Here is a 26,626-nt window from a genome sequence, read left to right on the forward strand (position 1 = left end):
TACCGATATCAATTGGACAGGGATTCATCCCATGATTCTATGATGGCGTCTATGGCAGACGACGACCTCGCGACCCTCGGCCCCGCCGCCGGGCCCCGTACGACCTCCACCGACCCGGCCGACGGCCCGCAACACCCGCAGCCGGGCCCCGGGCATGCCGCCCCGGCGGCCGGGCCGGCCGGCCGCTGGCTGCCGCGCCTGGTGATCGCCGGTCTCGTCCTCGCCGCGCTCAACCTCCGCCCGGCCATCACCAGCCTCGGCGCCCTCCTGGAGGAGGTCCGCGCCGGCCTCGGCATGAGCGGTACCGTCGCCGGCCTGCTGACCTCCGTCCCTGCCCTGTGCTTCGCCGCCTTCGGCATCGCCGCGCCCCGGCTGGCCAGGCGCTGGGGGCCCGGTGCGATCGTCTGCGCCGGAATGGCCGCGATCACCGTGGGCGTCGTGGCGCGCCCGTACCTCGGCGGCACCGGCGGCTTCCTCGCCGCCAGCGCGCTCGCCCTGGCCGGAATTGCGGTCAGCAATGTCCTGATGCCGGTCGTCATCAAGAGCTGGTTCCCCGGCCGGGTCGGCTCGATGACCGGGCTCTACTCCATGGCGCTGGCCCTGGGCACCTCGCTCGCCGCGGCGCTCACCGTCCCCATGACCGAGGCGCTGGGCGGCAGTTGGCGGACCGGCCTGGCGGTGTGGGGGGCGCTCGCCGCGGTCGCCGTGCTGCCCTGGCTCGTGGTGGTCCGGCAGCGCCGGGCCCTCGCCGGAGCGGCCGCCTCCACCGCGGCCCGGCCCCCGGAGGCCCCGGTACGGATCACCTCGTCGCCGACCGCCTGGGCGCTGGCCGTCTTCTTCGGCCTGCAGGCCACGGCCGCGTACATCACCATGGGCTGGATGCCGCAGATCTTCCGCGACGCCGGGGTCTCGGCGGGTACCGCGGGCGTGCTGCTCGCCGTCACGATGGCGATGGGCGTCCCGCTCTCCTTCGTCCTGCCACGGCTGGCGACCCGGATGCGGCACCAGGGCCCGCTCGTGGTGCTGCTCGGCCTCTGCGGTCTGGCCGGCTACACCGGACTGTGGCTGGCACCGGCCGCCGGCGCCTGGGCCTGGGCGCTGCTGATGGGCGTCTCCAACTGCGCCTTCCCGCTGGCCCTGACGATGATCGGGATGCGCTCGACCAGCTCCGCCGGCGTCGTCAAGCTCTCGGCCTTCGCCCAGAGCGTCGGCTATCTGATCTCCATTCCCGGACCGCTGCTGGTCGGCACGCTCTACCAGCACAGCGGCGGCTGGGGGCTGCCGATCGCCCTGATGGCCGGGCTCATGGTGCCGCAGATCGCGGTGGGTGTGCTGGCCGGCCGGGACCGCCGGATCGAGGACGAGGCGTGAGTGCGACACTGGGCCCATGCCAGTGCTCGAACCGAATCCGCAGGGCGGACAGAAGAAGCTGCTCCTCGTCCTGGGCGCCATGCTCGGCGTGACCGTCGTCGTCGCGATCATCGCGAGTGTCATCGCGCCTTAGCCGGACCGTGGCCGGAACCCATGGGCCCCGTGGCCGGAACCCGTGGGCGCGGGGTGGGGGCAGCCCCCGCGTCCCCTAGGGGGCAGGCGTCAGGGGTGAGTGGGTGGCTTCCCGGATAGGAACGGCCGCCGGTGATCCGTAGCGTCGAAGTACACCGCAGACAGCGGTGGGCGCGCCGCCGTCCGCGGCCGGGCGCGCCCGTCGACGCATCACGGAGGCACTCCGCATGTCCGCCGCGTTCCGCCGCCCGCCCGCAGCCAAGGCGTCCCGTCTGCGGACGCGGCTGCCGTGGTGGGCGCTGGCCCTGCCGGTGGTCTCCTTCATAGCCCTGCTGGCGCTCGTCGCCGGCTCCTCCGAGGCGAGCGCCGCGAGCGCCCGGCAGGGCCTGGCCCCGCTGCTGGAACTCCTGGCCGAGCTGCTGGACGGCGGTGCCCGGTGATCAGCCGTGCCCGCGTCCCACCCAGCGGAACGAGCGCTTCAACACCCCGCGCCCCGCGCCGCCTTTCGTGCGAAGCTGGGACGCATGAGCGCCGATACACCCCGCCGGATTGTCCTCCTCCGACACGCCAAGGCCGAATGGTCGGACAGCAGCGACCATGAGCGTCCGCTCGCCGACCGCGGCCGCAAGGATGCCCCGGTAGCCGGCCGCTGGCTGGCCGGAGCCGGGATCACCCCTGATCTGACCCTGTGCTCGACCTCAGTGCGTACCCGCGAGACCTGGAAGCTCGCCGTCCATGAACTCCCGCAGCGGCCCAAGACCGTCTATGAGGAGCGGATCTACGAAGCCTCTCTCGGCGAGCTCATCGCGCTGCTGAACGAGACCTCCGACGAGGTGAACGACCTGATGCTGGTCGGGCACAACCCCGGTGTGCACGCCCTCGCCGACGCCCTCTCGGGCGAGGCCGACGGTGATCTGCTGCCGCGGATGAACCGCAGCGGCTTCCCGACCGCCTCGGTGGCCGTGCTGACCTTCAACGGCTCCTGGAAGTCGGTCGAGCACGGCGTCGGACGGCTGGTCGCGTACTGGACGCCGCACGAGTGATCCCGGCACCTCCGCCCGCCCGGTGCGTGCGGGGAGCGGAGACGACGAGGGCCCCGGCAGCGGTTCTGCCGGGGCCCTCGGCCGTGTGAGGACGGCGTCTCGTCAGGCACGTCGACCGCGTGGCCGCGTGGCCGTGCCGACACGGCCGGTGCGGCCGGCGCGGGTCACTCGTGGGTGTCCGCCGCCTCGACCTCGTCGCGGGTGATGCCCAGCAGATACAGCACGGTGTCCAGGAAGGGCACATTCACGGCGGTGTGCGCCGCCTCCCGCACCACCGGCTTGGCGTTGAAGGCGACACCGAGCCCGGCCGCGTTCAGCATGTCGAGGTCGTTGGCGCCGTCCCCGATCGCCACGGTCTGCGCGAGCGGCACCCCCGCCTGCTGCGCGAATTCCCGCAGCAGCCTGGCCTTCCCGGCCCGGTCCACGATGGCGCCGGTGACCCGGCCGGTGAGCTTGCCGTCGACGATCTCCAGGGTGTTGGCGGAGGCAAAGTCCAGCCCCAGCTCTTCCTTGAGCGCATCGGTGACCTGGGTGAAGCCCCCCGAGACGACGCCGACTTGATAGCCGAGCCGCTTCAGGGTCCGTACCAGGGTGCGGGCCCCGGGGGTGAGCCGCACCTCCTTGCGCACGGCCTCGACCACGGAGGCGTCGAGCCCGCCGAGCAGCTCGACCCGGGCGTGCAGCGACTGCTCGAAGTCCAGCTCACCGCGCATCGCGGCGGTGGTGACCTCGGCGACCTCGGCCTCACAGCCGGCGTGCGCCGCGAACAGCTCGATGACCTCGTCCTGGATGAGCGTCGAGTCGACGTCCATGACGACCAGCCGCTGCGCCCGGCGCTGCAGCCCGGCCGCCACCACGGCGACATCCACCCCGAGCTGTGCGGCCTCGGGCGCCAGCACACTGCGCAGCGCCTCGGTCGCCGCACCGGAGACCGCGAACTCGACGGCGGTCACCGGATACTTGGCGAGCCGGAAGATGCGGTCGATGTTGCCGCCGGTGGACGTTATGGCGGCGGCGATCGCGGCGGCCGACTCGGCGGTGAGCGGATGCCCCAGCACGGTGACGTGCGAACGTCCGGTGCCGCGCGGGCGGTTGTCACCCCGGCCGGAGATGATCTCCGCCTGGAGGTTCAGCGACTCGGCCCAGCTGTGCACGGTGGCCCGCAGGTCGCCCTCGGAGGAGCCGGTGGCGCCCTGGCCGGGGGAGGGGGCGGTGACCAGTGCGCACAGCGTGATGCGTCCCCGGGTCACCACCTGTTCGATGTCCACGACATCGACGGAGTAGGCAGCGAGGGTGTCGAAGAGACCTGCGGTGATGCCGGGCCGGTCCTTCCCGAAGATCTTGACGAGCAGGGTCGGTACGTCATCGCCCGTTACGGCGGTGGCAGGCGGGATCTGCGATGCGCTCATGGTGCCCTTACGGTAACCGCCGGGCGGCCGCGTCCGTACGGGTGTCCGGGGTTCGGACCGGCGCGGCCCCGTGCCCTCGGGCCCGCGCCCCGTCGCTCCCGGCCCCGGTCGCCGCCGTCGATCGTTATGGAGTCGTGTCCGGCCCGCCCCGGACCGTTGGCCGGGGCATCCGCCCGGTATGCCAACGCCCTTGCCGGACCGGAGCGTTCGGCAGGCTGACGGAGCGCGACCGCGCCGGGCCGCGCGGCCGGTCGGGTATTGGACCGCTTCATCCCATAATGCGGCCTCCCGGGCGGACGTGCATGACGTACCCGGCGGGCGCTGCACGCGCCCCGCGGTACCCGGTCGGTCCGGAACACCCGGAATCCGGTGATCCCTGCCCATGCATGGGTTCTTCCCGTGCTCCGGGAGCGTTTGGCGTCACCGGCGCGGGCCCCCTGCACCCCGGTCACGTCCCGGTTTCCGGTCGGTGGGCCAAGCCTGAAATAGTTCCTCACGATGTTCGCCATCCCTAGACTTCCCATACAGGGCGTCACTCGGGGGACTATGTAATGGGGCATGGAGTGCCTGAACTCGTACTCGAATTGAACGGAAGGACCTGGACGCTCGACCCGTCCCGGTCCTACAACGTGGGCCGTGATCCGCAGGGCGACATGGTGCTCGACGACGCCAGGGTCTCCTGGCGGCACGCCACCGTGAGATGGGCCGGCCGCGGCTGGATCATCGAAGACCAGGGCAGCACCAACGGCACGTACGTCCAGGGCCAGCGGATCCACCAGATGGAGATCGGCCCCGGCTCGACCGTGCATCTGGGCAATGCCACCGATGGCCCGCGGGTGACCCTGTCGGCCCCGGCCGCCGACGCCTTCAGCGCGCGGCCCGCGATGGCGCCGCAGCAGCAGGCCGCGCAGGGCTGGCAGGCGCCCCCCGCACACCAGGCGCCGGCCCACCAGCCGCCCGCCCAGCAGGGCTGGCAGGCGCCGCCGCAGGGGCAGCAGCCGCCCTACGTCCCGCCCCAGCAGGCACAGCCGCAGCAGCAGCAGGCCGTGCCCCCGCAGCAGGCCCGGCCGCCACAGGAGCGCCCCGCGCAGAAGGCCGGCGGGGGACCGGTCCACGGTGACCGCAGCCCGACCACCTTCCACCGCCTCGACTCGGGCCGGGTGATGCGCATCGGCCGTGCGCTGGAGAACGAGCTGGTCGTCTCCGACCTCCAGGTCTCCCGCCACCACGCCGAGTTCCGCGCCACCCCCGACGGCCGTTTCGAGATCCGCGACCTGGGCAGCCACAACGGCACCTACGTCAACGGTCAGCCGGTCGCCAAGTCCGGTACGGCGGTGATCGGCCCGAACGACATCATCGGTGTCGGTCACTCCACCTTCCGGCTGGTCGGCGACCGCCTGGAGGAGTTCGTCGACACCGGCGAGGTCTCCTTCTCGGCCCGCCATCTGACCGTCACCGTCGACGGCGGCAAGCAGATCCTCAAGGACGTCTCCTTCGGCGTCCCCGAGAAGTCGCTGATCGCGGTCATCGGCCCCTCGGGCTCCGGCAAGTCGACCCTGCTCAAGGCGCTGACCGGCTACCGGCCCGCCAACCAGGGCGATGTCCTCTACGACAACCGGAACCTCTACAAGCAGTTCGCCGAACTGCGCCAGCGCATCGGCCTGGTCCCGCAGGACGACATCCTGCACAAGGAACTGACCGTCCAAAAGGCGCTCCGCTACGCCGCCAAGCTCCGCTTCCCCGGTGACACCGCGGAGTCCGAGCGCGAGGCCCGGATCGACGAGGTGCTGCGCGAGCTCAAGCTCGACATCCACAAGGACAAGCGGGTCACCTCGCTCTCCGGCGGTCAGCGCAAGCGGGTGTCGGTGGCCCTGGAGCTGCTCACCAAGCCGTCACTGATCTTCCTGGACGAGCCGACCTCCGGACTCGACCCGGGCATGGACCGCGATGTCATGCAGCTGCTGCGCGGCCTCGCCGACGACGGCCGTACGGTCCTGGTCGTCACGCACTCGGTGGCCGAACTCGGGCTGTGCGACAAGCTGCTGGTGATGGCCCCGGGCGGTGGCGTGGCCTACTTCGGCCCGCCCGAGGAAGCGCTCAACTTCTTCCAGTACGACACCTGGGCGGATGTCTTCTCGGCGTTCGAGAACTACCGCGACTACGACTGGATGGGGCGCTGGCGCGGCTCCCCCCACTACCAGATGTACGCCGCCGACATCGACGCCGTCGCCCCGCAGTCGGTCAACGTCCAGGTGCCGCCGGCCCGGATACAGAAGTCCCAGAGCTGGGGCTCGCAGCTGTGGACGCTGATGCGCCGTTATGTCTCGGTGCTCGCCTCCGACCGCGGTTTCCTCGGGCTGATGCTGATCCTGCCCGCGGTGCTCGGTGTGGTCTCGATGCTGATCCCCAGCGACTACGGCCTCGGCTACGGACCGCTGAACAGACACCGCACCAACCGCGACGCGAGCACGATCATGCTGATCCTCGCGGTCGGGATGTGCTTCTCGGGCGCCGCCAACTCGGTCCGTGAGCTCATCAAGGAGCGGGTCATCTACGAGCGTGAACGGGCCACCGGCCTGTCGCGGTCGGCGTATCTGATGTCCAAGGTGATCGTGCTCGGCGTGGTCACGGCCATCCAGGGCGTGATCATCGCGGCGATAGGTTTCTCGACCCGGAACATGCCCGACGAGGGCCTCCTGGTGGAGAAGGTCCCGGCGATCGAGATGGCGCTGGCGATCATCGCGCTCGGCTTCACCTCGATGATGTTCGGCCTGATCATCTCCGCGCTGGTCAAGACCGCCGAGAAGACCATGCCGCTGCTGGTCATGTTCGCCATCGTCCAGGTCGTCTTCACCGGAGTGCTCTTCCAGCTCTTCGACACGGTGGGCGTCGCGCAGTTCGCCTGGCTGATGCCGTCGCGCTGGGCCGTCGGCGCGATGGGCGCGACCGCCGACATGAACACCCTGCTGCCGTGGGAGCCGGGCAACCCGGACCCGCTGTGGAAGCACCAGACCGGTGTCTACGTGATGGACATGATCATCCTGATCACGCTGGGCATCGCGCTCGCCTTCGTCGTCGCGCGGCTGCTGCGCCGCCACGAGCCGGAGGTCATGCGCAAGTAACGCCGCGCTGTGCACCGGCACGCCCGAGGGGCGGCACCCGAACCGGGTGCCGCCCCTCGGCGGTGTGCGCACGTCCGCGGACTGCGTGAACCGTCGGCTCAGTAGGCCGAGTTGACGTTGTCCATCGAGCCGTAGCGGTCGGCCGCGTAGTTGCAGGCGGCGGTGATGTTGGCGACCGGGTCGTACAGGTTCCAGGAGGTGCCCTCGACGTGGTACGCGTTGAAGGTCGGCTGGATCACCTGGAGCAGGCCCTTGGACGGGGTGCCGTTGATGGCGTTGATGTCCCAGTTGTTGATGGCCATCGGGTTACCGCTGGACTCCCGCATGATGTTGCGGTGGATGCCCTCGTAGGAACCGGGGATGCCCTTCTTGGCCATGATGTCCAGCGACTCGCGGATCCAGCCGTCCAGGTTGTCCGGGTAGACCTTGGCGGCGGGCTTCGCGGCCGGCTTCGGGGCGGCGGCGGGGATCGCGGTGCGCACCTCGGAGCGGTTCGCGGCGGCCTTCGCCGCGCGCGCCTTCTCGGCCTTGGCCTTCTCCGCGGCGGCGGCCTTGGCCTTGGCGGCCTTCTCGGCGGCGGCCTTCTTGGCGGCTGCGGCCTCGGCCTTGCCCTTGGCGGCGGAGGCGTCGGCCTGCTGGCTGATCGTGGCCTGCTGGGTCTTGGCAGCGGTGGCGACGGCGCTGAAGGCAACCGGCTTCACGTTCTCGACCGCGGTGGCCTGGCTCTTGCCCTGGCCGGCATCGCCACCCGGGACGAGGGAGAAGACCAGAGCGGCGGCACCGGCGGCGGCGACACCGGCGGCGGAGAGCTTGTGGGTCCGGGTCAGACGGTGGAGACCAGAAGTGGCGTGCTGAGGCATGGCGGGACAGACCTTCCGATGGGGGGACGCCGCACGGGCCTTGAGCGGGGCGAACGCCGAGTTCCGACCACGGCGCCGAGCGACGGGAGCCATTCTTAGCGGCCGGAAATTCCCCCGGCAAAGGTGTGACGTACGATCCGAGTTAGTGGAACCGCAGTGCGCAATATTCCGTCCCGGATAGAAGCGCCCCAGCTCACGCCGTATTCACGGCACCACTACCCCGGCTCGTAAGTGACCTGCGTCCTATGCGCGGCGTCACAGTGGCGGAGGGTTTGTCTCGCCGGATGTAATTGCAAATGCACAGTCTGTATACATCGGAATGCGACGGTGAATCGACTGAGGGCTTTTCCGGTCAAATCGGGCATTCCGCATTTCGGTGTCGGGCAGCCCCGGGGCCTCACCCTGCACGCCGCCGCCCAAGGGCCCTCGCCGCCGCCCTGATCCCGCGGCCTGGGCGTGCGTCCGGCGCTTCATCGGACTCGGCGGCCACCGGGCCCGGAACTCAGTCCGGCAGCACCAGATGCAGATCGCCGAATTCGTGCCACAGATAGCGCCCCCGCACCGCCGCCGCGTAGGCGCGCCGCAGCGCCTCCCCGTCCGCCGTCACCGACGCCACCGCCTCCAGCATCAGCAGATGGGACGCGGTGGGCTCGTGCAGCCCGGTGAGCAGGCCGTCCACCGCCCGCACCCCGCGCTCCGGCGTCACCACCAGATCTGTCCAGCCGGCCGCGGCCCGCACCCGCCCGTCCGTACCGGCAGCCGACTCCAGGGCCCGTACGGCCGTGGTCCCCACCGCCACGATCCGCCCGGACGGGGCGCTCCCCGCCGCACGCTGCCGCCGCGCCGCCGCCCTGCGCCGGGCTCGTGCGGCGTTCACCAGCCACGCCGTGACCGGCGGCACCACGAACCGCTCCGGGTACGGCGGCTCGAACGCCTCCGCCGAGGCGACCCCCGTGTGCAGCGCGACCGGCGCGAACTGCACCCCCTTGCTCACCAGCCGCGCCACCAGTTCCGGAGTGAAGGGCCGGGCGGCACTCGGCATCTCCGCGCTGCCGCCGCCGGGCGCGTCCACCGCGAACACCGTCTGGTACGCGGCCAGCGGCTGGTCCCGGTCCGTGTAGCCGTAGCGGATCGGCCGCCCGTGGCGCCGCATCAGCTCCGCCACCCGCGCGCCCGTCACCCGCGCCCACCACAGCCGTACGCTCCCGGGATCCACCGGGCCCTCCAGGACCAGCCGTCCCCCGCCGGGCAGCCGCACCACGGTGCCCGCCGGGCCGCCCGCCCGCGGCCGGGTGCTGCCGTGCCCGTCCGGACTGCGCAGCTCCACCGCCCAGCGTCCGGCCACGGCCCGGCCCGCCGGATGCCACCGGTCCGCCCGGGTCGAGAAGTGCACCACCACCGGCTCACCGCGCCCCCGGCCGTCGCCGACCCGGCCGTCCACCGCCGCCGGCAGTGTCCGCGAGGTGTTCACCACCAGGACGTCCCCGGCCGCCAGGAGGTCCGGCAGGTCCCCGAAGGCGTGGTGGCCGACCTCGGCCGCGCCCCGGCTCACCAGCAGCCGGACGGCGTCCCGGCCCAGACCGGGCCCCCGCTGCTCGGCCGGAACCCGGGCCGAGAGCTCGTCCGGGACCTGCAGCAGGTCCGCGATCACCGGACGCTCACCTCGCCGGTTGCGGCCGCCGCGGACGCAGCCGTGTACCGCCCGCTGGGGGCGGCACCGTCCAGCAGCCGCAGCAGTGCCGGGACCACGGTCCCCGGTAGCGGGCGCCCCGAGGCGTCGTCGTCCGGGACGGCGGCCGCGTACAGATCGGTCCGCATATCGCCCGGGTCCACCCACCACACCCGCAGTCCCGGTTCCTCGGCCGCGAGCACCGCTGACTGCTGGTCCAGTGCGGCCTTTGCCGCTCCGTAGCCGCCCCAGGTCGGATAGGCCTCCACGGCCGCGTCCGAGCTGATGTTGAGAATCGCCCCACCTGTCCCCATATAAGGGGGCGAAACGGACAATCCGGCATTTCGGGCATTCTCGGTGTAGGGGTGCGAATCGTATGCCTCGCCATTGTCGTCACCGCTGTCGTGAAAAGTGCGCTCCGCGGGTGCGGCAAATTCCTCATACGACGGCAAATAGGAGGACATGAGCAAAAGCGGCAAAGCCTGCTGAATAAGTCCCAGTGGCGCCACCACATTCACCTCCAGCGCCGTCCGCAGCCCGTCCAGCGGATGGTCCGCCAGCCGCACCAGCGGCTCGGCCCCCAGCGCGCTCGCGTTGTTCACCAGCAGATCGAGCCCGCCCAGCTCACCGGCCGCCGCCACCAGCGCCGCCCGGTGGCCGGCATCCGCCACGTCGCCGGGCAGCGCCACCACCCGTGCCGCCCCGCGCCCCGCTCCCTGCCCCGCTGCGCGCAGCTCCCGCGCGGCCTCCTTCAGCGGCCCCGCCGACCTGGCGTCCACCACCAGATCCCAGCCACGCCCCGCCAGCGCCGCCGCCAGCGCCCGGCCCAGCCCCTTCGATGCCCCAGTGATGATCGCCACCGGCATGATCACGTCCCCTTCCGTCCCGGACCGGGAGCCCGGCCCCCGCCCTCACCGTAGGAACGCCACCACCCCCCGGACGTCGGCCGCCGGACCGGCCGTGGCCAGGGCATTCGGCCTAGGCCGGGGGGCTTAGGCACCAGCCGTCATCGGACCGATACGGGCTGGTCGCCCCGCCGGTACGGTGAGCCCATGACCAACGGACCGGGAGCGGGGATCCCCGCGGTGAGCACCGCGATCCTGGCGATGAGCAGGCACCTGGAGGTGCGCGACGTCCTCAAGACGATCGTGGCCTCGGCCCGCGAGCTGCTGGACGCCGAGTACGCCGCCCTGGGAGTGCCCGACGATCACGGCGGCTTCGCCCAGTTCGTGGTGGACGGCGTCAGCGCCGAGCAGTGGAAGGCCATCGGCCCGCTGCCCCGCCAGCACGGCATCCTCGCCGCGATGCTGCACAACGCCACCCCCGAGCGGCTCGCCGATGTCCGCGAGGACCCGCGCTTCGGCGGCTGGCCCGCGGCCCACCCGGACATGTCCGACTTCCTCGGCCTGCCGGTCGCCGACGGCGACGAGATCCTCGGCGCCCTCTTCCTGGCCAACAAGCGCTGTCCCAAGCCGGCCGGCGGCTGCGGCTTCACCGAGGAGGACGAGCGGCTGCTCGGGATACTCGCCCAGCACGCTGCCATCGCCCTGACCAACGCCCGCCTCTACGAACGCAGCCGCGAGCTGACCATCGCCGGGGAGCGCGCCCGGCTCGCCCACGAGCTGCACGACGCGGTCGCCCAGAAGCTCTTCTCGCTCCGCCTCACCGCCCAGGCCGCCACCGCCCTGGTCGACCGTGACCCGGCCCGCGCCAAGGACGAGCTGCACCAGGTCGCCGCACTGGCCGCGGAGGCCGCCGACGAACTGCGCGCCGCCGTCATCGAACTGCGCCCCGCGGCCCTGGACGAGGACGGCCTGGTCGCCACCCTGCGCTCACAGGCCCAGGTCCTGGACCGCGCCCACTCCGCACGGGTCACCTTCGCCGCCCACAGCGTCCGGGCGCTGCCCGCCGCCCAGGAGGAGGCCGTGCTCCGGGTCGCCCAGGAGGCGCTGCACAATGCTCTGCGGCACTCCGGTGCCAAGACCGTCGAGGTGACCCTGACCCGCAACGGCCAGGGCGCACTGCTGCGGATCGCCGACGACGGCTGCGGTTTCGACCCCCGCGCGGTCCGCCGGGCCGGCCGTCATCTCGGCCTGGTCTCGATGCACGACCGCGCCGGCGGCGTCGGCGGAAAGCTCACCGTGGAGTCGGAGCCCGGCAAGGGCACCGCTGTCGAGATGGAGGTGCCCGGTGGCTGAGAGGGACAGGGACGGTGTGACGGGGGTCCCCCGGGGTGACGGCAGGGGACGCCCGGGCCGGCGGCCGACGGGCGAAGGCCGGGCCATCCGCGTACTGCTCGTCGACGATCACCAGGTCGTGCGCCGCGGACTGCGGACGTTCCTGGAGGTCCAGGAGGACATCGAGGTGGTGGGCGAGGCCTCCGACGGGGCCGAGGGCATCGCCGCCGCCGAGGAACTGCGCCCGGACGTCGTCCTGATGGACGTCAAGATGCCCGGCATGGACGGCATCGAGGCGCTCCGCAAGCTGCGCGAACTGGACAACCCCGCCCGGGTGCTGGTCGTGACCAGCTTCACCGAACAGCGCACCGTCGTCCCGGCGCTGCGCGCGGGCGCGGCCGGCTATGTCTACAAGGACATCGATCCGGAGGCGCTGGCCGGCGCCATCCGCTCCGTCCACGCGGGCCATGTCCTGCTGCAGCCGGAGGTGGCCGGCGCGCTGCTTGCCCAGGAGGAGAACAACGGCGGCCAGGGGCGCGGTACGTCACTGACCGACCGGGAGCGCGAGGTCCTCGGCCTGATCGCGGACGGCCGCTCCAACCGCGAGATCGCCCGCGCGCTGGTGCTGTCCGAGAAGACCGTCAAGACCCATGTCTCCAACATCCTCATGAAGCTCGACCTCGCCGACCGCACACAGGCCGCACTGTGGGCCGTACGGCACGGCATCGGGGCCTGACCGCCGTACGGGAGCGCCGCTCCGGCCGCGGCGCCCCTGTACATCCAGGGCGCTCCCGTACAACGACAGCAACCGGAATGTCGTCTTCAGATCCGAGATTCATACTGTCGTGTAGCCGTAGCCCGTTTGGCGTATCCCTTCCCGGGCCGGGCCGTTGTCCAGTGCAGTCGTGGCGGCTGGCCACGGCAACGGCAACGAGGAGCTAGAGAAGTGAAGAACATCAAGCGCGCAATGGCCGTCACGGTGGCGGCGAGCGGTCTCGCCCTGGCGGGCGCCGGCATCGCCTCGGCGCACACCCCGCAGGCGCAGGGCGCCTCGGTGGACTCCCCGGGCATCGTCTCCGGCAACAACGTCCAGGTCCCGGTGCACGTCCCGGTGAACGCCTGCGGCACCACCGCCACCGTCATCGGTGCGCTCAACCCCACCTTCGGTGCCCCCTGCCTCAACCCCTGAGCACGGGCCTGCCCGCAGGAACCGCCTGACCCGCGCGACGCCACGGTCTGCGCGGGTCGCCGCGGACCGGCCCCCCGGCCCTTCGGACGCGCGGCCGGTCCCCTCCCTCCGCCACCGTCATTCCGGCTTCGTGCCACCACGTGAGGAACACGCCCCCATGAACACCGCCAAGAAGGCCGCTCTCGTCGTCGCCGCCACCGGTCTCGCCCTTGGTGCGGCCGCCGGCTCGGCCTTCGCCACCTCTGGCGCGCAGGCTGACGGCAAGGCCACGAATGCCCCCGGCATCGGCTCGGGCAACCTGGCGCAGGTGCCCGTGCACGTCCCCGTGAACGCCACCGGCAACAGCGCCAACGTCATCGGTGCGCTGAACCCCACCTTCGACAACACCAGCTCGAACGGCTGAGGTTGTCCGATCTGGGGTGCACCGCTCCGCCTGCCCAGAGCGGTGCGTCCCACTTCGGCGAAGGGCCCCGTCGACCACACAATGGTCCGGCGGGGCCCGTCCTGTTCACCCCCGGTGCCGCTCCCGCTCCTCCACTGCGGAGTTGTACGCCGCCACCTGCGCCCGCCGGGCCGTACGCTCCACCGGCCGCAGCGCCTCGGCACGGGCCGCGATCTCCGACGAGCTCACCGCCGCGCCGTGCTCCCTGCCGTCCCCGCCGGCCTGCTGCGCGATACCGATGAGCGCACCCACGCGCTGCGCCAGCTCCAGCACCCGTACCGCACGCGGCGGATACCCCGGGGCCAGCACCTGCCGCCCGGCCTCCGCCCGCGCCCGGTACGCCGCCAGCGCCGCCTGCGCCACCGGACCGGCCCCGGCCACATCCAGCCGTGAGAGCAGCCCGGTCGCCTCCTGCAGCGCCTCCGCCAGCTCCCGCTCCGCCTCGCCCAGCGACGGCACATCGGCCGGCGGCGCCTCCCGCACCGGAAGACAGCGCCAGACCACCTCCACATGCACATCGGGGCCGGTGCCGCCCTCCGGACCGGCCTCGTACGTCTCCGGAATCAGTCCGAGCCCGGACCCCGAGGCGAGCACCGCCTCCTCGGCCTCCAGGGCCCGCGCGTTGAATTCCGGCGGTCCGCACAGCCCCAGCGGATGACCGGGCACCGGCAGCGCCACCCGCAGGCCGACCGCCCCCAGCGCCCGCAGCCGCCCCAGCGCGAGCGTCAGCCCGACCGGCGCCGCCTCCCCGGGCAGGCCCTCCACGCGGTGCACCGCATCGTCGTCCGCGATCCGATGCGCGGCTTCATCAGGTGAGACAAGTCCGGCCAAAAGGGCATTTCCCCATGCCGCCAGCCGTCCTGAACGAGGTTCATCGAGCATGGTCCCCAGCCTAGGGAAGAGCACTGACAACGAGTGGCGTAGGTTTGCAGGGGGGCTGCGCCTACAGGTGTACGCGACGACCGAGAAGCAATGGGAGACAACGCGCTCATGAGCGATGTGCTGGAGCTGGTGGACGTATCCGTGGTCCGCGAAGGACGGGCTCTGGTGGACCAGGTCTCCTGGTCGGTGAAGGAGGGGGAGCGCTGGGTGATCCTCGGCCCCAACGGCGCGGGCAAGACCACCCTGCTGAATCTCGCCTCCAGCTACCTCTTCCCGAGCTCCGGCAGCGCCTCGATCCTCGGTGAGCAGCTCGGCAAGGTCGACGTCTTCGATCTGCGCCCGCGCATCGGCGTCGCCGGCATCGCACTCGCCGACAAGCTGCCGCGCAGCCAGACCGTGCTGCAGACCGTCCTCACCGCCGCGTACGGCATGACGGCCAGCTGGCAGGAGAACTACGACGAGATCGACGAGCAGCGCGCCCGTGCCTTCCTCGACCGCCTCGGCATGACCGCCTACCTCGACCGGAAGTTCGGCACCCTCTCCGAGGGTGAGCGCAAGCGCACCCTGATCGCCCGCGCGATGATGACCGACCCCGAGCTGCTCCTGCTGGACGAGCCGGCCGCCGGTCTCGACCTCGGCGGCCGCGAGGACCTGGTGCGCCGCCTCGGCCGCCTCGCCCGCGACCCGTACGCCCCCTCCATGATTATGGTCACCCACCATGTCGAGGAGATCGCCCCCGGTTTCACCCACGTCCTGATGATCCGTCAGGGCAAGGTGCTGGCCGCCGGCCCGCTCGACCTCGAGCTGACCTCCAGCAACCTCTCCCACTGCTTCGGTCTCCCGCTGATCGTCGAGCGCAACGGCAACGACCGCTGGACCGCGCAGGGTCTGCCCCTGACCTGAGAGCCCGCCCGTTGCCCGACTGCCGCCCCTCAAGGGGCGGCTGACGCGGCGACCGCTCCTCTTCACTGACCGATCGTGCCCTGTCCCGGACCGCCACACCGATCTACCATGAAGCCGTGGATCCATGGGTGTGGTGGCTGATCGCCGCCGTAGGACTGGGCATTCCGCTCGTCGTGACCGCGATGCCCGAATTCGGGATGCTCGCGGTCGGCGCCGTCGCCGGTGCCGTCACCGCAGGCGTCGGTGGCGGCACCGTCCTGCAATTCATCGTGTTCGCCGCCGTATCGGTCGCGCTGATCGCGGTCGTACGCCCCATCGCCAACCGCCATCGCGGCCAGAGCCCCCAACTCGCGTCCGGAGTCGATGCGCTGAAGGGCCGGAGCGCCACGGTCCTGGAGCGGGTCGACGGCGGGGGCGGCGGCCGCATCAAACTCGCCGGCGAGGTCTGGTCCGCCCGTGCCCTCGACGGCAGCCAGGTCTATGAGCCGGGCCAGCAGGTCGACGTCGTCGAGATCGAAGGCGCCACCGCTGTCGTCATCTGACCCGAACACGCTGCGCGACGAGCCACGATTCTGAAACACTGATCAACGGCAAGCCGGTCGCCGGCCGGCACGGACCAGCAACGAAGGGCACGGGAGCCGCTGTGGAACCGATCATCATCGTCCTGATCATCCTGGTGGTGCTCGTGTTCATCGCACTCATCAAAACGATCCAGGTCATCCCACAGGCCAGCGCCGCCATCGTCGAACGCTTCGGCCGCTACACCCGCACACTCAACGCCGGCCTGAACATCGTCGTCCCGTTCATCGACTCCATCCGCAACCGCATCGACCTCCGCGAGCAGGTCGTGCCGTTCCCGCCGCAGCCGGTGATCACCCAGGACAACCTGGTCGTGAACATCGACACCGTCATCTACTACCAGGTGACCGACGCCCGCGCCGCGACCTACGAGGTCGCCAGTTACATCCAGGCCATCGAGCAGCTCACCGTCACCACGCTCCGGAACATCATCGGCGGCATGGACCTCGAACGGACCCTGACCTCCCGCGAGGAGATCAACGCAGCGCTGCGCGGCGTCCTCGACGAGGCCACCGGCAAGTGGGGCATCCGCGTCAACCGCGTCGAGCTGAAGGCCATCGAGCCGCCGACCTCCATCCAGGACTCGATGGAGAAGCAGATGCGCGCCGACCGTGACAAGCGCGCCGCCATCCTCCAGGCCGAAGGTGTCCGGCAGTCCCAGATCCTCACCGCCGAAGGTGAGAAGCAGTCCTCGATCCTGCGCGCCGAGGGTGAGGCCAAGGCCGCGGCCCTGCGCGCCGAGGGCGAGGCCCAGGCGATCCGGGTGGTCTTCGAGTCGATCCACGCCGGAGACCCGGACCAGAAGCTGCTCTCCTACCAGTACCTCCAGATGCTCCCGAAGATCGCCGAAGGCGACGCCAACAAGCTCTGGATCGTGCCGAGCGAGATCGGCGACGCCCTCAAGGGCCTCGGCGGCGCCATCGGCAACTTCAACCCGACGGGCGGCGGCTCCATCCCCAAGCCCAGCTCGCCGAACCGCGAAGCGCCCCCCATCGACTGACCCGTTCAGCCTCGTGCATGATCAGTGGTGGCCCCTCGACCTACATGGCGGGGAGGCGACCCTGACCATGTGAGGAGATGGCCTTGTCCATCGGGGAAGCAGTCGCAGTCTTCGCTGCCGGGATCGGCGCCGGCACGATCAACACCATCGTCGGATCCGGGACGCTGATCACCTTCCCGGTACTCCTCGCCTTCGGCTTGCCGCCCGTCACGGCCAACGTCTCCAACACCCTTGGCCTGGTGCCCGGTTCGCTCAGTGGCGCCATCGGCTACCGCCGCGAGCTGGCCGGCCAGCGCCGCCGTCTGCTGCGCTTCGCCGCCTTCGCCCTCATCGGCGGCCTCGGCGGAGCGATCCTGCTGCTGGCGCTGCCCTCCAAGGCCTTCGACACCATCGTCCCGGCACTGATCGCCGTCGCGCTCGTGCTCGTCGTCGCACAGCCCAAGCTCGCCGCGAGGGTCCGCGCCCGGCGCGAGCGCAACGGCACCACCGCCCACCCCGACGGCGGCCCCGCCCTGCTCCTCGGCCTGATGCTGGCCAGCGTCTACGGCGGCTACTTCGGCGCCGCGCAGGGGGTCATCTACGTCTCCCTGATGGGCGTGCTGCTCAACGAGGACCTTCAGCGGATCAACGCCCTCAAGAACGTCCTCGCGGCCGTCGTCAACGGCGTGGCGGCGGTCTTCTTCCTCTTCGTCGCGGAGTTCGACTGGACCGCCGTCGCCCTGATCGCGGTGGGCTCCACCCTCGGCGGCCAGCTCGGCGCGAAGGTCGGCCGACGGCTGCCGCCCACCGCACTGCGCGCCGTCATCGTCCTCGTCGGCCTGCTGGCCATCGTCCAGCTCCTCCTGAAGTAGAAGGAGCCGGACGAGAGTTCCGGATGGTGCGCAGGGGATACGGGACGGCCCTTAGGCCGGCACCGCCAGCCACTCCGGCAGCGCGTCCCGCACCGATACCCCCAGCGTCGACAGCAGCGCGTCCGCCGGCGTCGGCTCGAACGGCCGCCGCAGCAGCCGCATCCCCGCCTGCTCGGGCGTACGGTCCGCCTTGCGGTGGTTGTCCTCCGCACATGAGGCGACGGTATTCAGCCAGGTGTCCCCACCGCCGTGCGACCGCGGCACGACATGGTCCACCGTGGTCGCCCGGCGCCCGCAGTACGCGCACCGGTGCTGGTCACGCACCAGCACCCCCCGCCGCGACCACGGCGCCCGTTGTCGGAACGGCACCCGGACGTATCTGCTCAGTCTGATCACTTGCGGCACCGGCACATCCACCGAAGCGGCACGGATCCGCAGCCCCGGGTGAGCGTGCTCGACGACGGCCTTGTCCTGCATGACCAGCACCACCGCCCGCCGCAGCGACACCGTCGACAGCGGCTCGAAGCTCGCATTGAGCACCAGCGTCTCGCGCATCCCGTCCACCCTCCCGGACCCGCTCCGCCCCCGCGGCGAAGTTGCTCCACTGTGCAGCGGCAGGTATTCCCCGAACAACGCAATTTCCGCATGCCACAAGGGAAATGGCGGACGATCGGCAGATGAAAAGGAGGTGCTCCGGGGGAGCCCCGAACAGCGCGAAAAAGCGTGCGCTCCGGGTCCCACCCCCGTGAAACACGCGGGACCCGGAGCGAACGGCAGCCGGCGAGGACACCCGAGACACATACGGGCTCCGGCAAGCGGCCGGCGACACACCTGCGCCCCGCCGCTCCCGCACTGCGGTACCAGCTGCCCGACGCCCTGATGAAGGGCGGCGGTACGGGTACCACTCTGCGTGCGGGAAGCGCCGGGGCGCAACGGAATTACGGCGCTCAGCCCGCCGCGGGAATCTCGTACTCGGCGATCAGCTGGGCCCGCCCGACGGTGTGGAACCGCAGATTGAAGCCCACCACCGCGGGCGAGGCGTCCGCGTCCGGACCGAGCTTCTCCTGGTCCACCGCGTACACCGTGAAGACATAGCGGTGCGGACCGTCTCCGGGCGGCGGCGCCGCGCCACCGAACTCCCGGGTCCCGTAGTCGTTACGGACATGAACGGCGCCCTCGGGCAGCCCCTTCATCTCCCCGGACCCGGCACCGGCCGGCAGCTCCGTCACCGACGCCGGAATGTCGAACAGCGACCAGTGCCAGAAGCCACTGCCCGTCGGCGCGTCCGGGTCGTAGCAGGTGACGGCGTAGCTCTTCGTCCCCGTGGGCGCACCCTCCCACCGCAGCTGCGGTGAACGGTTCCCCTCGGCGAAGACCTGCTCCGGCCGCAGCGTCCCGCCCGGCTCCACCTCCTCGCTCAGCACCGTGAACTCCGGCACCGGCGGATGGAAATCGTGCGGGAGCGGCCGCCGCTTCAGCTCGGACACTGCAACACCTCCTGGTCGCTTGCTGACACCTGTCCGGCCAGGTTAGAGCCAGTTCCGCTTACCGCCGACCTCCGCCAGCCACTGGTTGAGGTATGCGGCCCAGTCGGTCCCCTCGAAGTCGTTGAGCCCGACCGTGAACGACCGGTAGGTGTCCGACCCCTCACTGAACAGCCCCGGCTTCTTGTCCATCTCCAGGACGACGTCCATCTCCCGGTCGTCCGCCACGAACGACAGCTCGACCTGGTTCAGCCCGCGGTACTGCTGCGGCGCATGGAACTCGATCTCCTGATAGAACGGCAGCTTCTGCCGCGTCCCCCGGATGTGCCCCTGCTCCAGGTCAGCGGCCTTGAAACGGAACCCGAGCCGCCCGAACGCGTCCAGGATCGCCTGCTGCGCCGGCAGCGGGTGCACATTCACCGGGTCCAGATCACCGGAGTCCACCGCACGGGCGATCGCCAGCTCCGTCGTCACCCCGACGCTCATCCCGTGCAGATGCGTCCCCAGGAACGTGGTGATCGGGGTCTCCCACGGAATCTCCAGCCCGAACGGCACGGTGTGCGCCGCACCCGGCTGCACCGTGAACTCCCCGCCCAGCTGCACCTTGGTGAACTCGACGTTCCGCTTGTACTCCTCGTCGCCGCTCTCGACCTCGACGCGCGCCTGGAGTCCGACCGACAGCCCCTGGATCTCCTGAGCCACCGACCCGCCCTGGATCCGCACCTCGCCCTGCACGACCCCACCCGGGACGACGTTCTCCTCGAAGAGCACCGTCTCCACCGACGCGCCCCCGGCTCCCAGGCTCGCCAGCAGCTTCTTGAATCCCATGCTCGTCCTCCCCAGGCGGAACGCCTGTGCTCTGTGTAGCGCGCCGAGATCTCGGCTTGATTCCTACGAACGCGAAACCGCGCAAGCCGGTTCCACGCCACACCTTCCCAACCCTGGCGCATCCATGGCCAGCCGCCTGCCCCGACGGCTGCACTACGCTCGATCCGCATGACCGACGTACCGGAACGTATGCCGCTCACCCGTGACTTCTTCGACCGTCCCGTCGTGGATGTGGCACCCGACCTGCTGGGCCGCACCCTCCTCCGCAACACCCCCGACGGCCCGATCACCCTCCGGCTCACCGAGGTCGAGGCGTACGACGGCGAGACCGACCCCGGCTCCCACGCCTACCGAGGCCGCACCGCACGCAACGCCGCCATGTTCGGCCCGCCCGGCCATGCGTACGTCTACTTCATCTACGGAATGTGGTTCAGCCTCAACGTGGTCTGCGGCCCCGAGGGCAAGGCGAGCGGTGTCCTGCTGCGGGCCGGCGAGATCCTCACCGGCGCGCCCCTGGCCGCCGCCCGCCGCCCCAAGGCCCGCAGCGCCAACGAGCTGGCGAAGGGCCCGGCCCGCCTGGCCACCGCCCTCGACATCGACCGCACCCTCGACTCCACCGACCTGTGCACCGGCGGCGACGCCCCCCTCTCCCTGCTCCACGGTGAGCCGCCGGCCCCCGAGCGGGTACGCAACGGCCCGCGCACCGGCGTCGGCGGAGACGGCGCGGACCACCCCTGGCGCTACTGGATCGCCGACGACCCCACCGTCAGCCCGTACCGCCGCCACGTCCCCCGACGCCGCACCACCACCGCTACTTGACTCTGTATCGCGAACCGCCTAACGTGGCCCGAGCCGCTGGAGACGGGCAGCGCTATCTGCGCAGACCGCCAGGCGGCGCAACCAACTACTCTCAACGATTCCCTAACGGGTCCTCTTTCGCGTTGCCGAAATTCGACCCCGCCGACCCGATTATGAGTCGCCAGGGAAAGCCGCTAAAGTAGTAACCACGCCGAAAGGGCAGCAGTGAATAGCTGCTCCGAAGCGGACCTCCGACGGAAATCGGAACCGGAATCGAAGCGAAACCGGATCTGATAGAGTCGGAAACGCGAAGAAGCCGAAAGGCGGAAACGCACCGGCGAAAATCGGGCCCGCAAGGATCTGATAGAGTCGGAAACGCAAGACCGAAGGGAAGCGCCCGGAGAGCCTGGTGAAACAGGCACAAAGGAAGCGTCCGTTCCTTGAGAACTCAACAGCGTGCCAAAAGTCAACGCCAGATATGTTGATACCCCGTCCACCGGAAACACTCCGGAGGATGAGGTTCCTTTGAAAAGCCCACCACGGCCCAAGCGGTCGGGGTGGCACACACAGCGAGGACGCTGTGAACGAGAGGGCTTATTCCGCCCACTCGTTCCGCTCTCGTGTGTGTTGACCCGATTACGGGTAAACATTCACGGAGAGTTTGATCCTGGCTCAGGACGAACGCTGGCGGCGTGCTTAACACATGCAAGTCGAACGATGAACCTCCTTCGGGAGGGGATTAGTGGCGAACGGGTGAGTAACACGTGGGCAATCTGCCCTTCACTCTGGGACAAGCCCTGGAAACGGGGTCTAATACCGGATACGACCACCGACCGCATGGTCTGGTGGTGGAAAGCTCCGGCGGTGAAGGATGAGCCCGCGGCCTATCAGCTTGTTGGTGGGGTGATGGCCTACCAAGGCGACGACGGGTAGCCGGCCTGAGAGGGCGACCGGCCACACTGGGACTGAGACACGGCCCAGACTCCTACGGGAGGCAGCAGTGGGGAATATTGCACAATGGGCGAAAGCCTGATGCAGCGACGCCGCGTGAGGGATGACGGCCTTCGGGTTGTAAACCTCTTTCAGCAGGGAAGAAGCGAGAGTGACGGTACCTGCAGAAGAAGCGCCGGCTAACTACGTGCCAGCAGCCGCGGTAATACGTAGGGCGCAAGCGTTGTCCGGAATTATTGGGCGTAAAGAGCTCGTAGGCGGCTTGTCACGTCGGATGTGAAAGCCCGGGGCTTAACCCCGGGTCTGCATTCGATACGGGCAGGCTAGAGTTCGGTAGGGGAGATCGGAATTCCTGGTGTAGCGGTGAAATGCGCAGATATCAGGAGGAACACCGGTGGCGAAGGCGGATCTCTGGGCCGATACTGACGCTGAGGAGCGAAAGCGTGGGGAGCGAACAGGATTAGATACCCTGGTAGTCCACGCCGTAAACGTTGGGAACTAGGTGTGGGCGACATTCCACGTCGTCCGTGCCGCAGCTAACGCATTAAGTTCCCCGCCTGGGGAGTACGGCCGCAAGGCTAAAACTCAAAGGAATTGACGGGGGCCCGCACAAGCAGCGGAGCATGTGGCTTAATTCGACGCAACGCGAAGAACCTTACCAAGGCTTGACATACACCGGAAAACCCTGGAGACAGGGTCCCCCTTGTGGTCGGTGTACAGGTGGTGCATGGCTGTCGTCAGCTCGTGTCGTGAGATGTTGGGTTAAGTCCCGCAACGAGCGCAACCCTTGTTCTGTGTTGCCAGCATGCCCTTCGGGGTGATGGGGACTCACAGGAGACTGCCGGGGTCAACTCGGAGGAAGGTGGGGACGACGTCAAGTCATCATGCCCCTTATGTCTTGGGCTGCACACGTGCTACAATGGCCGGTACAATGAGCTGCGATACCGCGAGGTGGAGCGAATCTCAAAAAGCCGGTCTCAGTTCGGATTGGGGTCTGCAACTCGACCCCATGAAGTCGGAGTTGCTAGTAATCGCAGATCAGCATTGCTGCGGTGAATACGTTCCCGGGCCTTGTACACACCGCCCGTCACGTCACGAAAGTCGGTAACACCCGAAGCCGGTGGCCCAACCCCTTGTGGGAGGGAATCGTCGAAGGTGGGACTGGCGATTGGGACGAAGTCGTAACAAGGTAGCCGTACCGGAAGGTGCGGCTGGATCACCTCCTTTCTAAGGAGCATCTATATCTCGCAAGAGATCCAGAGCCACTACGTCGGCAAATGTTCGACGGTGGTTAGCTCATGGGTGGAACGTTGACTATTCGGCGCACTTGATTGGTTGTCACTAGTACTGCTTCGGCGTGGAACGTGGGGATTGATGGAGTGGGCCGGGCGCGCTGTTGGGTATCTGAGGGTACGGACTTGAGTCTGGACCTTCGCGATGCCGGCCCCGGTGAAGCATCCTGGTAAGGGTGTGTGACGGGTGGCTGGTCGTTGCTTGAGAACTGCACAGTGGACGCGAGCATCTGTGGCCAAGTTTTTAAGGGCGCACGGTGGATGCCTTGGCACCAGGAACCGATGAAGGACGTGGGAGGCCACGATAGGCCCCGGGGAGCTGTCAACCGAGCTTTGATCCGGGGGTGTCCGAATGGGGAAACCCGGCAGTCGTCATGGGCTGTCACCCGCTGCTGAACACATAGGCAGTGTGGAGGGAACGCGGGGAAGTGAAACATCTCAGTACCCGCAGGAAGAGAAAACAACCGTGATTCCGGGAGTAGTGGCGAGCGAAACCGGATGAGGCCAAACCAGTCACGTGTGATACCCGGCAGGGGTTGCGTGGTTGGGGTTGTGGGAGTTCTCTTTTGCAGTCTGCCGGCTGTGAGGCAAGTCAGAAACCGTTGGTGTAGGCGAAGGACATGCGAAAGGTCCGGCGTAGAGGGTAAGACCCCCGTAGCTGAAACATCAACGGCTTGCTTGAGAACCACCCAAGTAGCACGGGGCCCGAGAAATCCCGTGTGAATCTGGCGGGACCACCCGTTAAGCCTAAATATTCCCTGGTGACCGATAGCGGATAGTACCGTGAGGGAATGGTGAAAAGTACCGCGGGAGCGGAGTGAAATAGTACCTGAAACCGTGTGCCTACAAGCCGTGGGAGCGTCGCGCAGAGACTTGTCTCTGCGTCGTGACTGCGTGCCTTTTGAAGAATGAGCCTGCGAGTTTGCGGTATGTTGCGAGGTTAACCCGTGTGGGGAAGCCGTAGCGAAAGCGAGTCCGAATAGGGCGTTGAGTAGCGTGCCCAAGACCCGAAGCGGAGTGATCTAGCCATGGGCAGGTTGAAGCGGAGGTAAGACTTCGTGGAGGACCGAACCCACCAGGGTTGAAAACCTGGGGGATGACCTGTGGTTAGGGGTGAAAGGCCAATCAAACTCCGTGATAGCTGGTTCTCCCCGAAATGCATTTAGGTGCAGCGTCGTGTGTTTCTTGCCGGAGGTAGAGCACTGGATAGGCGATGGGCCCTACCGGGTTACTGACCTTAGCCAAACTCCGAATGCCGGTAAGTGAGAGCGCGGCAGTGAGACTGTGGGGGATAAGCTCCATGGTCGAGAGGGAAACAGCCCAGAGCATCGACTAAGGCCCCTAAGCGTGTGCTAAGTGGGAAAGGATGTGGAGTCGCAGAGACAACCAGGAGGTTGGCTTAGAAGCAGCCATCCTTGAAAGAGTGCGTAATAGCTCACTGGTCAAGTGATTCCGCGCCGACAATGTAGCGGGGCTCAAGCACACCGCCGAAGTCGTGTCATTGCAGCATGAGGGTCAACGCCCGCTGTGATGGGTAGGGGAGCGTCGTGTGCCGGGTGAAGCAGCCGTGGAAACGAGTTGTGGACGGTTCACGAGTGAGAATGCAGGCATGAGTAGCGATACACACGTGGGAAACGTGTGCGCCGATTGACTAAGGGTTCCTGGGTCAAGCTGATCTGCCCAGGGTAAGTCGGGACCTAAGGCGAGGCCGACAGGCGTAGTCGATGGACAACCGGTTGATATTCCGGTACCCGCTTTGAAACGCCCAATATCGAATCCATTAATGCTAAGGCCGTGAAGCCGGCCTGGAGTCTTCGGACAAAGGGACGTGGTGGAGCCGCCGATCCAAGGTGGTAGTAGGTAAGCGATGGGGTGACGCAGGAAGGTAGTCCAGCCCGGGCGGTGGTTGTCCCGGGGTAAGGGTGTAGGCCGTGTGGTAGGTAAATCCGTCACACATAAAGGCTGAGACCTGATGCCGAGCCGATTGTGGTGAAGTGGATGATCCTATGCTGTCGAGAAAAGCCTCTAGCGAGTTTCATGGCGGCCCGTACCCTAAACCGACTCAGGTGGTCAGGTAGAGAATACCGAGGCGTTCGGGTGAACTATGGTTAAGGAACTCGGCAAAATGCCCCCGTAACTTCGGGAGAAGGGGGGCCATTGCTGGTGATGAGTCTTGCACTCTGAGCTGGTGGTGGCCGCAGAGACCAGCGAGAAGCGACTGTTTACTAAAAACACAGGTCCGTGCGAAGCCGTAAGGCGATGTATACGGACTGACGCCTGCCCGGTGCTGGAACGTTAAGGGGACCGGTTAGTCAACTTTCGGGTTGGCGAAGCTGAGAACTTAAGCGCCAGTAAACGGCGGTGGTAACTATAACCATCCTAAGGTAGCGAAATTCCTTGTCGGGTAAGTTCCGACCTGCACGAATGGCGTAACGACTTCTCGACTGTCTCAACCATAGGCCCGGTGAAATTGCATTACGAGTAAAGATGCTCGTTTCGCGCAGCAGGACGGAAAGACCCCGGGACCTTTACTATAGCTTGATATTGGTGTTCGGTTCGGCTTGTGTAGGATAGGTGGGAGACTTTGAAGCGGCCACGCCAGTGGTTGTGGAGTCATTGTTGAAATACCACTCTGGTCGTGCTGGATGTCTAACCTGGGTCCGTGATCCGGATCAGGGACAGTGTCTGGTGGGTAGTTTAACTGGGGCGGTTGCCTCCTAAAGAGTAACGGAGGCGCCCAAAGGTTCCCTCAGCCTGGTTGGCAATCAGGTGTTGAGTGTAAGTGCACAAGGGAGCTTGACTGTGAGACTGACGGGTCGAGCAGGTACGAAAGTAGGGACTAGTGATCCGGCGGTGGCTTGTGGAAGCGCCGTCGCTCAACGGATAAAAGGTACCCCGGGGATAACAGGCTGATCTTCCCCAAGAGTCCATATCGACGGGATGGTTTGGCACCTCGATGTCGGCTCGTCGCATCCTGGGGCTGGAGTCGGTCCCAAGGGTTGGGCTGTTCGCCCATTAAAGCGGTACGCGAGCTGGGTTTAGAACGTCGTGAGACAGTTCGGTCCCTATCCGCTGTGCGCGTAGGAGTCTTGAGAAGGGCTGTCCCTAGTACGAGAGGACCGGGACGGACGAACCTCTGGTGTGCCAGTTGTCCTGCCAAGGGCATGGCTGGTTGGCTACGTTCGGAAAGGATAACCGCTGAAAGCATCTAAGCGGGAAGCCTGCTTCGAGATGAGGACTCCCACCTCCTTTGAGGGGTTAAGGCTCCCAGTAGACGACTGGGTTGATAGGCCAGATATGGAAGCCCGGTAACGGGTGGAGTTGACTGGTACTAATAGGCCGAGGGCTTGTCCTCAGTTGCTCGCGTCCACTGTGTGGTTCCCGGGTTGCGAACAGTCGCAATCGCTGGTTGAACCAAGTTTCACTTCAATTAACTGAAGAGTGTGCTTGTTCGCTCGAACCCGATAGGGTTTCGGTGGTCATAGCGTTAGGGAAACGCCCGGTTACATTCCGAACCCGGAAGCTAAGCCTTTCAGCGCCGATGGTACTGCAGGGGGGACCCTGTGGGAGAGTAGGACGCCGCCGAACAATCTTTCAGGACCCTTGGTCCCAGCGTTCACGCTGGGACCAAGGGTCCTTTTTGT

The 26,626-nt window shown here is 68.2% G+C and carries 22 protein-coding genes and 3 rRNA genes; 17 read left to right on the forward strand and 8 right to left on the reverse strand.

The genetic code is table 11. From position 1 onward, the window contains the following. The first annotated feature begins 51 nt into the window (after positions 1–51). From STRNI_RS31805 to STRNI_RS31820, 4 genes are all read left to right on the forward strand, one after another. The gene (locus STRNI_RS31805; RefSeq protein WP_277412456.1) at positions 52–1,371 is read left to right on the forward strand and encodes a CynX/NimT family MFS transporter; all 1,320 of its coding nucleotides are present in this window, start codon (positions 52–54) and stop codon (positions 1,369–1,371) included. Between the two features lie 16 nt (positions 1,372–1,387). Next, positions 1,388–1,504 carry an SGM_5486 family transporter-associated protein gene (locus STRNI_RS31810; RefSeq protein ID WP_262371136.1) on the forward strand — a complete coding sequence of 39 codons (117 nt, stop codon included), beginning with the start codon at positions 1,388–1,390 and terminating at the stop codon, positions 1,502–1,504. A 226-nt stretch (positions 1,505–1,730) separates the two neighbouring features. Then, entirely contained in the window at positions 1,731–1,943 is a 213-nt protein-coding gene (locus STRNI_RS31815) for a hypothetical protein (RefSeq protein ID WP_159490248.1), read from the forward strand. Positions 1,944–2,027: 84 nt separating this feature from the next. Beyond that, positions 2,028–2,546 (forward strand): SixA phosphatase family protein, encoded by a 519-nt coding sequence (locus STRNI_RS31820; RefSeq protein ID WP_018091766.1) that lies wholly within the window; start codon positions 2,028–2,030, stop codon positions 2,544–2,546. A 164-nt stretch (positions 2,547–2,710) separates the two neighbouring features. Here the strand turns inward: STRNI_RS31820 and serB are convergent, their stop codons facing one another. Beyond that, the gene (gene serB / locus STRNI_RS31825; protein ID WP_277412457.1) at positions 2,711–3,955 is read right to left on the reverse strand and encodes a phosphoserine phosphatase SerB; all 1,245 of its coding nucleotides are present in this window, start codon (positions 3,953–3,955) and stop codon (positions 2,711–2,713) included. 551 nt (positions 3,956–4,506) lie between these two features. Here serB and STRNI_RS31830 point away from each other — a divergent pair. Beyond that, a complete protein-coding gene (locus tag STRNI_RS31830) occupies positions 4,507–7,077 on the forward strand; it encodes an ABC transporter ATP-binding protein/permease (RefSeq protein WP_277412458.1) in 2,571 nt (856 codons plus the stop codon). 98 nt (positions 7,078–7,175) lie between these two features. On the opposite strand, the gene STRNI_RS31835 is transcribed toward STRNI_RS31830, so the two are convergent. The 3 genes from STRNI_RS31835 to STRNI_RS31845 form a co-directional block, all read right to left on the reverse strand. Continuing rightward, a complete protein-coding gene (locus tag STRNI_RS31835; protein WP_277412459.1) occupies positions 7,176–7,937 on the reverse strand; it encodes a transglycosylase SLT domain-containing protein in 762 nt (253 codons plus the stop codon). 502 nt (positions 7,938–8,439) lie between these two features. Beyond that, entirely contained in the window at positions 8,440–9,585 is a 1,146-nt protein-coding gene (locus tag STRNI_RS31840; RefSeq protein WP_277413347.1) for an S-adenosylmethionine:tRNA ribosyltransferase-isomerase, read from the reverse strand. Beyond that, positions 9,585–10,472 (reverse strand): SDR family NAD(P)-dependent oxidoreductase, encoded by an 888-nt coding sequence (locus tag STRNI_RS31845; protein ID WP_277412460.1) that lies wholly within the window; start codon positions 10,470–10,472, stop codon positions 9,585–9,587. The genes STRNI_RS31840 and STRNI_RS31845 overlap by 1 nt, the downstream gene beginning before the upstream one ends. Before the next feature lie 186 nt (positions 10,473–10,658). Between STRNI_RS31845 and STRNI_RS31850 the strand changes: the two genes are divergently transcribed. The 4 genes from STRNI_RS31850 to STRNI_RS31865 all read left to right on the forward strand — a co-directional run bounded on the left by STRNI_RS31850 (position 10,659) and on the right by STRNI_RS31865 (position 13,375). Beyond that, positions 10,659–11,804, forward strand: a complete 1,146-nt coding sequence (locus STRNI_RS31850) for a GAF domain-containing sensor histidine kinase (RefSeq protein WP_018091760.1) — start codon at positions 10,659–10,661, stop codon at positions 11,802–11,804. Between the two features lie 85 nt (positions 11,805–11,889). Then, positions 11,890–12,519 carry a response regulator gene (locus STRNI_RS31855; RefSeq protein WP_093643006.1) on the forward strand — a complete coding sequence of 210 codons (630 nt, stop codon included), beginning with the start codon at positions 11,890–11,892 and terminating at the stop codon, positions 12,517–12,519. Positions 12,520–12,729: 210 nt separating this feature from the next. After that, positions 12,730–12,972 (forward strand): chaplin, encoded by a 243-nt coding sequence (locus STRNI_RS31860; protein ID WP_026169994.1) that lies wholly within the window; start codon positions 12,730–12,732, stop codon positions 12,970–12,972. A gap of 157 nt (positions 12,973–13,129) precedes the next feature. Continuing rightward, positions 13,130–13,375: a chaplin gene (locus STRNI_RS31865; protein WP_159490238.1), complete on the forward strand. Its 246-nt coding sequence runs from the start codon at positions 13,130–13,132 to the stop codon at positions 13,373–13,375. 105 nt (positions 13,376–13,480) lie between these two features. Here the strand turns inward: STRNI_RS31865 and STRNI_RS31870 are convergent, their stop codons facing one another. After that, positions 13,481–14,296: a hypothetical protein gene (locus STRNI_RS31870; RefSeq protein WP_026169993.1), complete on the reverse strand. Its 816-nt coding sequence runs from the start codon at positions 14,294–14,296 to the stop codon at positions 13,481–13,483. A gap of 90 nt (positions 14,297–14,386) precedes the next feature. On the opposite strand from STRNI_RS31870, the gene STRNI_RS31875 reads away from it, so the two are divergent. The 4 genes from STRNI_RS31875 to STRNI_RS31890 all read left to right on the forward strand — a co-directional run bounded on the left by STRNI_RS31875 (position 14,387) and on the right by STRNI_RS31890 (position 17,629). Then, a complete protein-coding gene (locus tag STRNI_RS31875) occupies positions 14,387–15,199 on the forward strand; it encodes an ABC transporter ATP-binding protein (protein WP_018091755.1) in 813 nt (270 codons plus the stop codon). A 128-nt stretch (positions 15,200–15,327) separates the two neighbouring features. After that, positions 15,328–15,741, forward strand: a complete 414-nt coding sequence (locus STRNI_RS31880; RefSeq protein WP_018091754.1) for an NfeD family protein — start codon at positions 15,328–15,330, stop codon at positions 15,739–15,741. Positions 15,742–15,842: 101 nt separating this feature from the next. After that, positions 15,843–16,778, forward strand: a complete 936-nt coding sequence (locus STRNI_RS31885; RefSeq protein ID WP_018091753.1) for an SPFH domain-containing protein — start codon at positions 15,843–15,845, stop codon at positions 16,776–16,778. Between the two features lie 77 nt (positions 16,779–16,855). Further along, positions 16,856–17,629, forward strand: a complete 774-nt coding sequence (locus tag STRNI_RS31890; protein ID WP_174876476.1) for a sulfite exporter TauE/SafE family protein — start codon at positions 16,856–16,858, stop codon at positions 17,627–17,629. A gap of 51 nt (positions 17,630–17,680) precedes the next feature. Here the strand turns inward: STRNI_RS31890 and STRNI_RS31895 are convergent, their stop codons facing one another. From STRNI_RS31895 to STRNI_RS31905, 3 genes are all read right to left on the reverse strand, one after another. After that, positions 17,681–18,184: an HNH endonuclease gene (locus STRNI_RS31895; RefSeq protein ID WP_018091751.1), complete on the reverse strand. Its 504-nt coding sequence runs from the start codon at positions 18,182–18,184 to the stop codon at positions 17,681–17,683. Between the two features lie 392 nt (positions 18,185–18,576). After that, on the reverse strand, positions 18,577–19,116 hold the full coding sequence (locus STRNI_RS31900) for a YbhB/YbcL family Raf kinase inhibitor-like protein (protein ID WP_018091750.1): 540 nt from the start codon (positions 19,114–19,116) through the stop codon (positions 18,577–18,579). 42 nt (positions 19,117–19,158) lie between these two features. After that, on the reverse strand, positions 19,159–19,941 hold the full coding sequence (locus STRNI_RS31905) for a sporulation protein (protein ID WP_018091749.1): 783 nt from the start codon (positions 19,939–19,941) through the stop codon (positions 19,159–19,161). 168 nt (positions 19,942–20,109) lie between these two features. Here STRNI_RS31905 and STRNI_RS31910 point away from each other — a divergent pair, with 168 nt between their 5' ends. The 4 genes from STRNI_RS31910 (at position 20,110) to rrf (ending at position 26,570) form a co-directional block, all read left to right on the forward strand. Continuing rightward, positions 20,110–20,760: a DNA-3-methyladenine glycosylase gene (locus STRNI_RS31910; protein WP_018091748.1), complete on the forward strand. Its 651-nt coding sequence runs from the start codon at positions 20,110–20,112 to the stop codon at positions 20,758–20,760. A gap of 628 nt (positions 20,761–21,388) precedes the next feature. Beyond that, positions 21,389–22,917: ribosomal RNA gene (locus STRNI_RS31915) — 16S ribosomal RNA — on the forward strand. A 299-nt stretch (positions 22,918–23,216) separates the two neighbouring features. Next, positions 23,217–26,337 (forward strand): 23S ribosomal RNA (locus tag STRNI_RS31920). Positions 26,338–26,453: 116 nt separating this feature from the next. Further along, positions 26,454–26,570 (forward strand): 5S ribosomal RNA (gene rrf / locus STRNI_RS31925). The 16S, 23S and 5S rRNA genes sit together here, the layout of an rRNA operon. The last annotated feature ends 56 nt before the right edge of the window (positions 26,571–26,626 follow it).

Origin of the sequence: Streptomyces nigrescens, assembly GCF_027626975.1 — a bacterium.
Taxonomy (GTDB): domain Bacteria; phylum Actinomycetota; class Actinomycetes; order Streptomycetales; family Streptomycetaceae; genus Streptomyces; species Streptomyces nigrescens.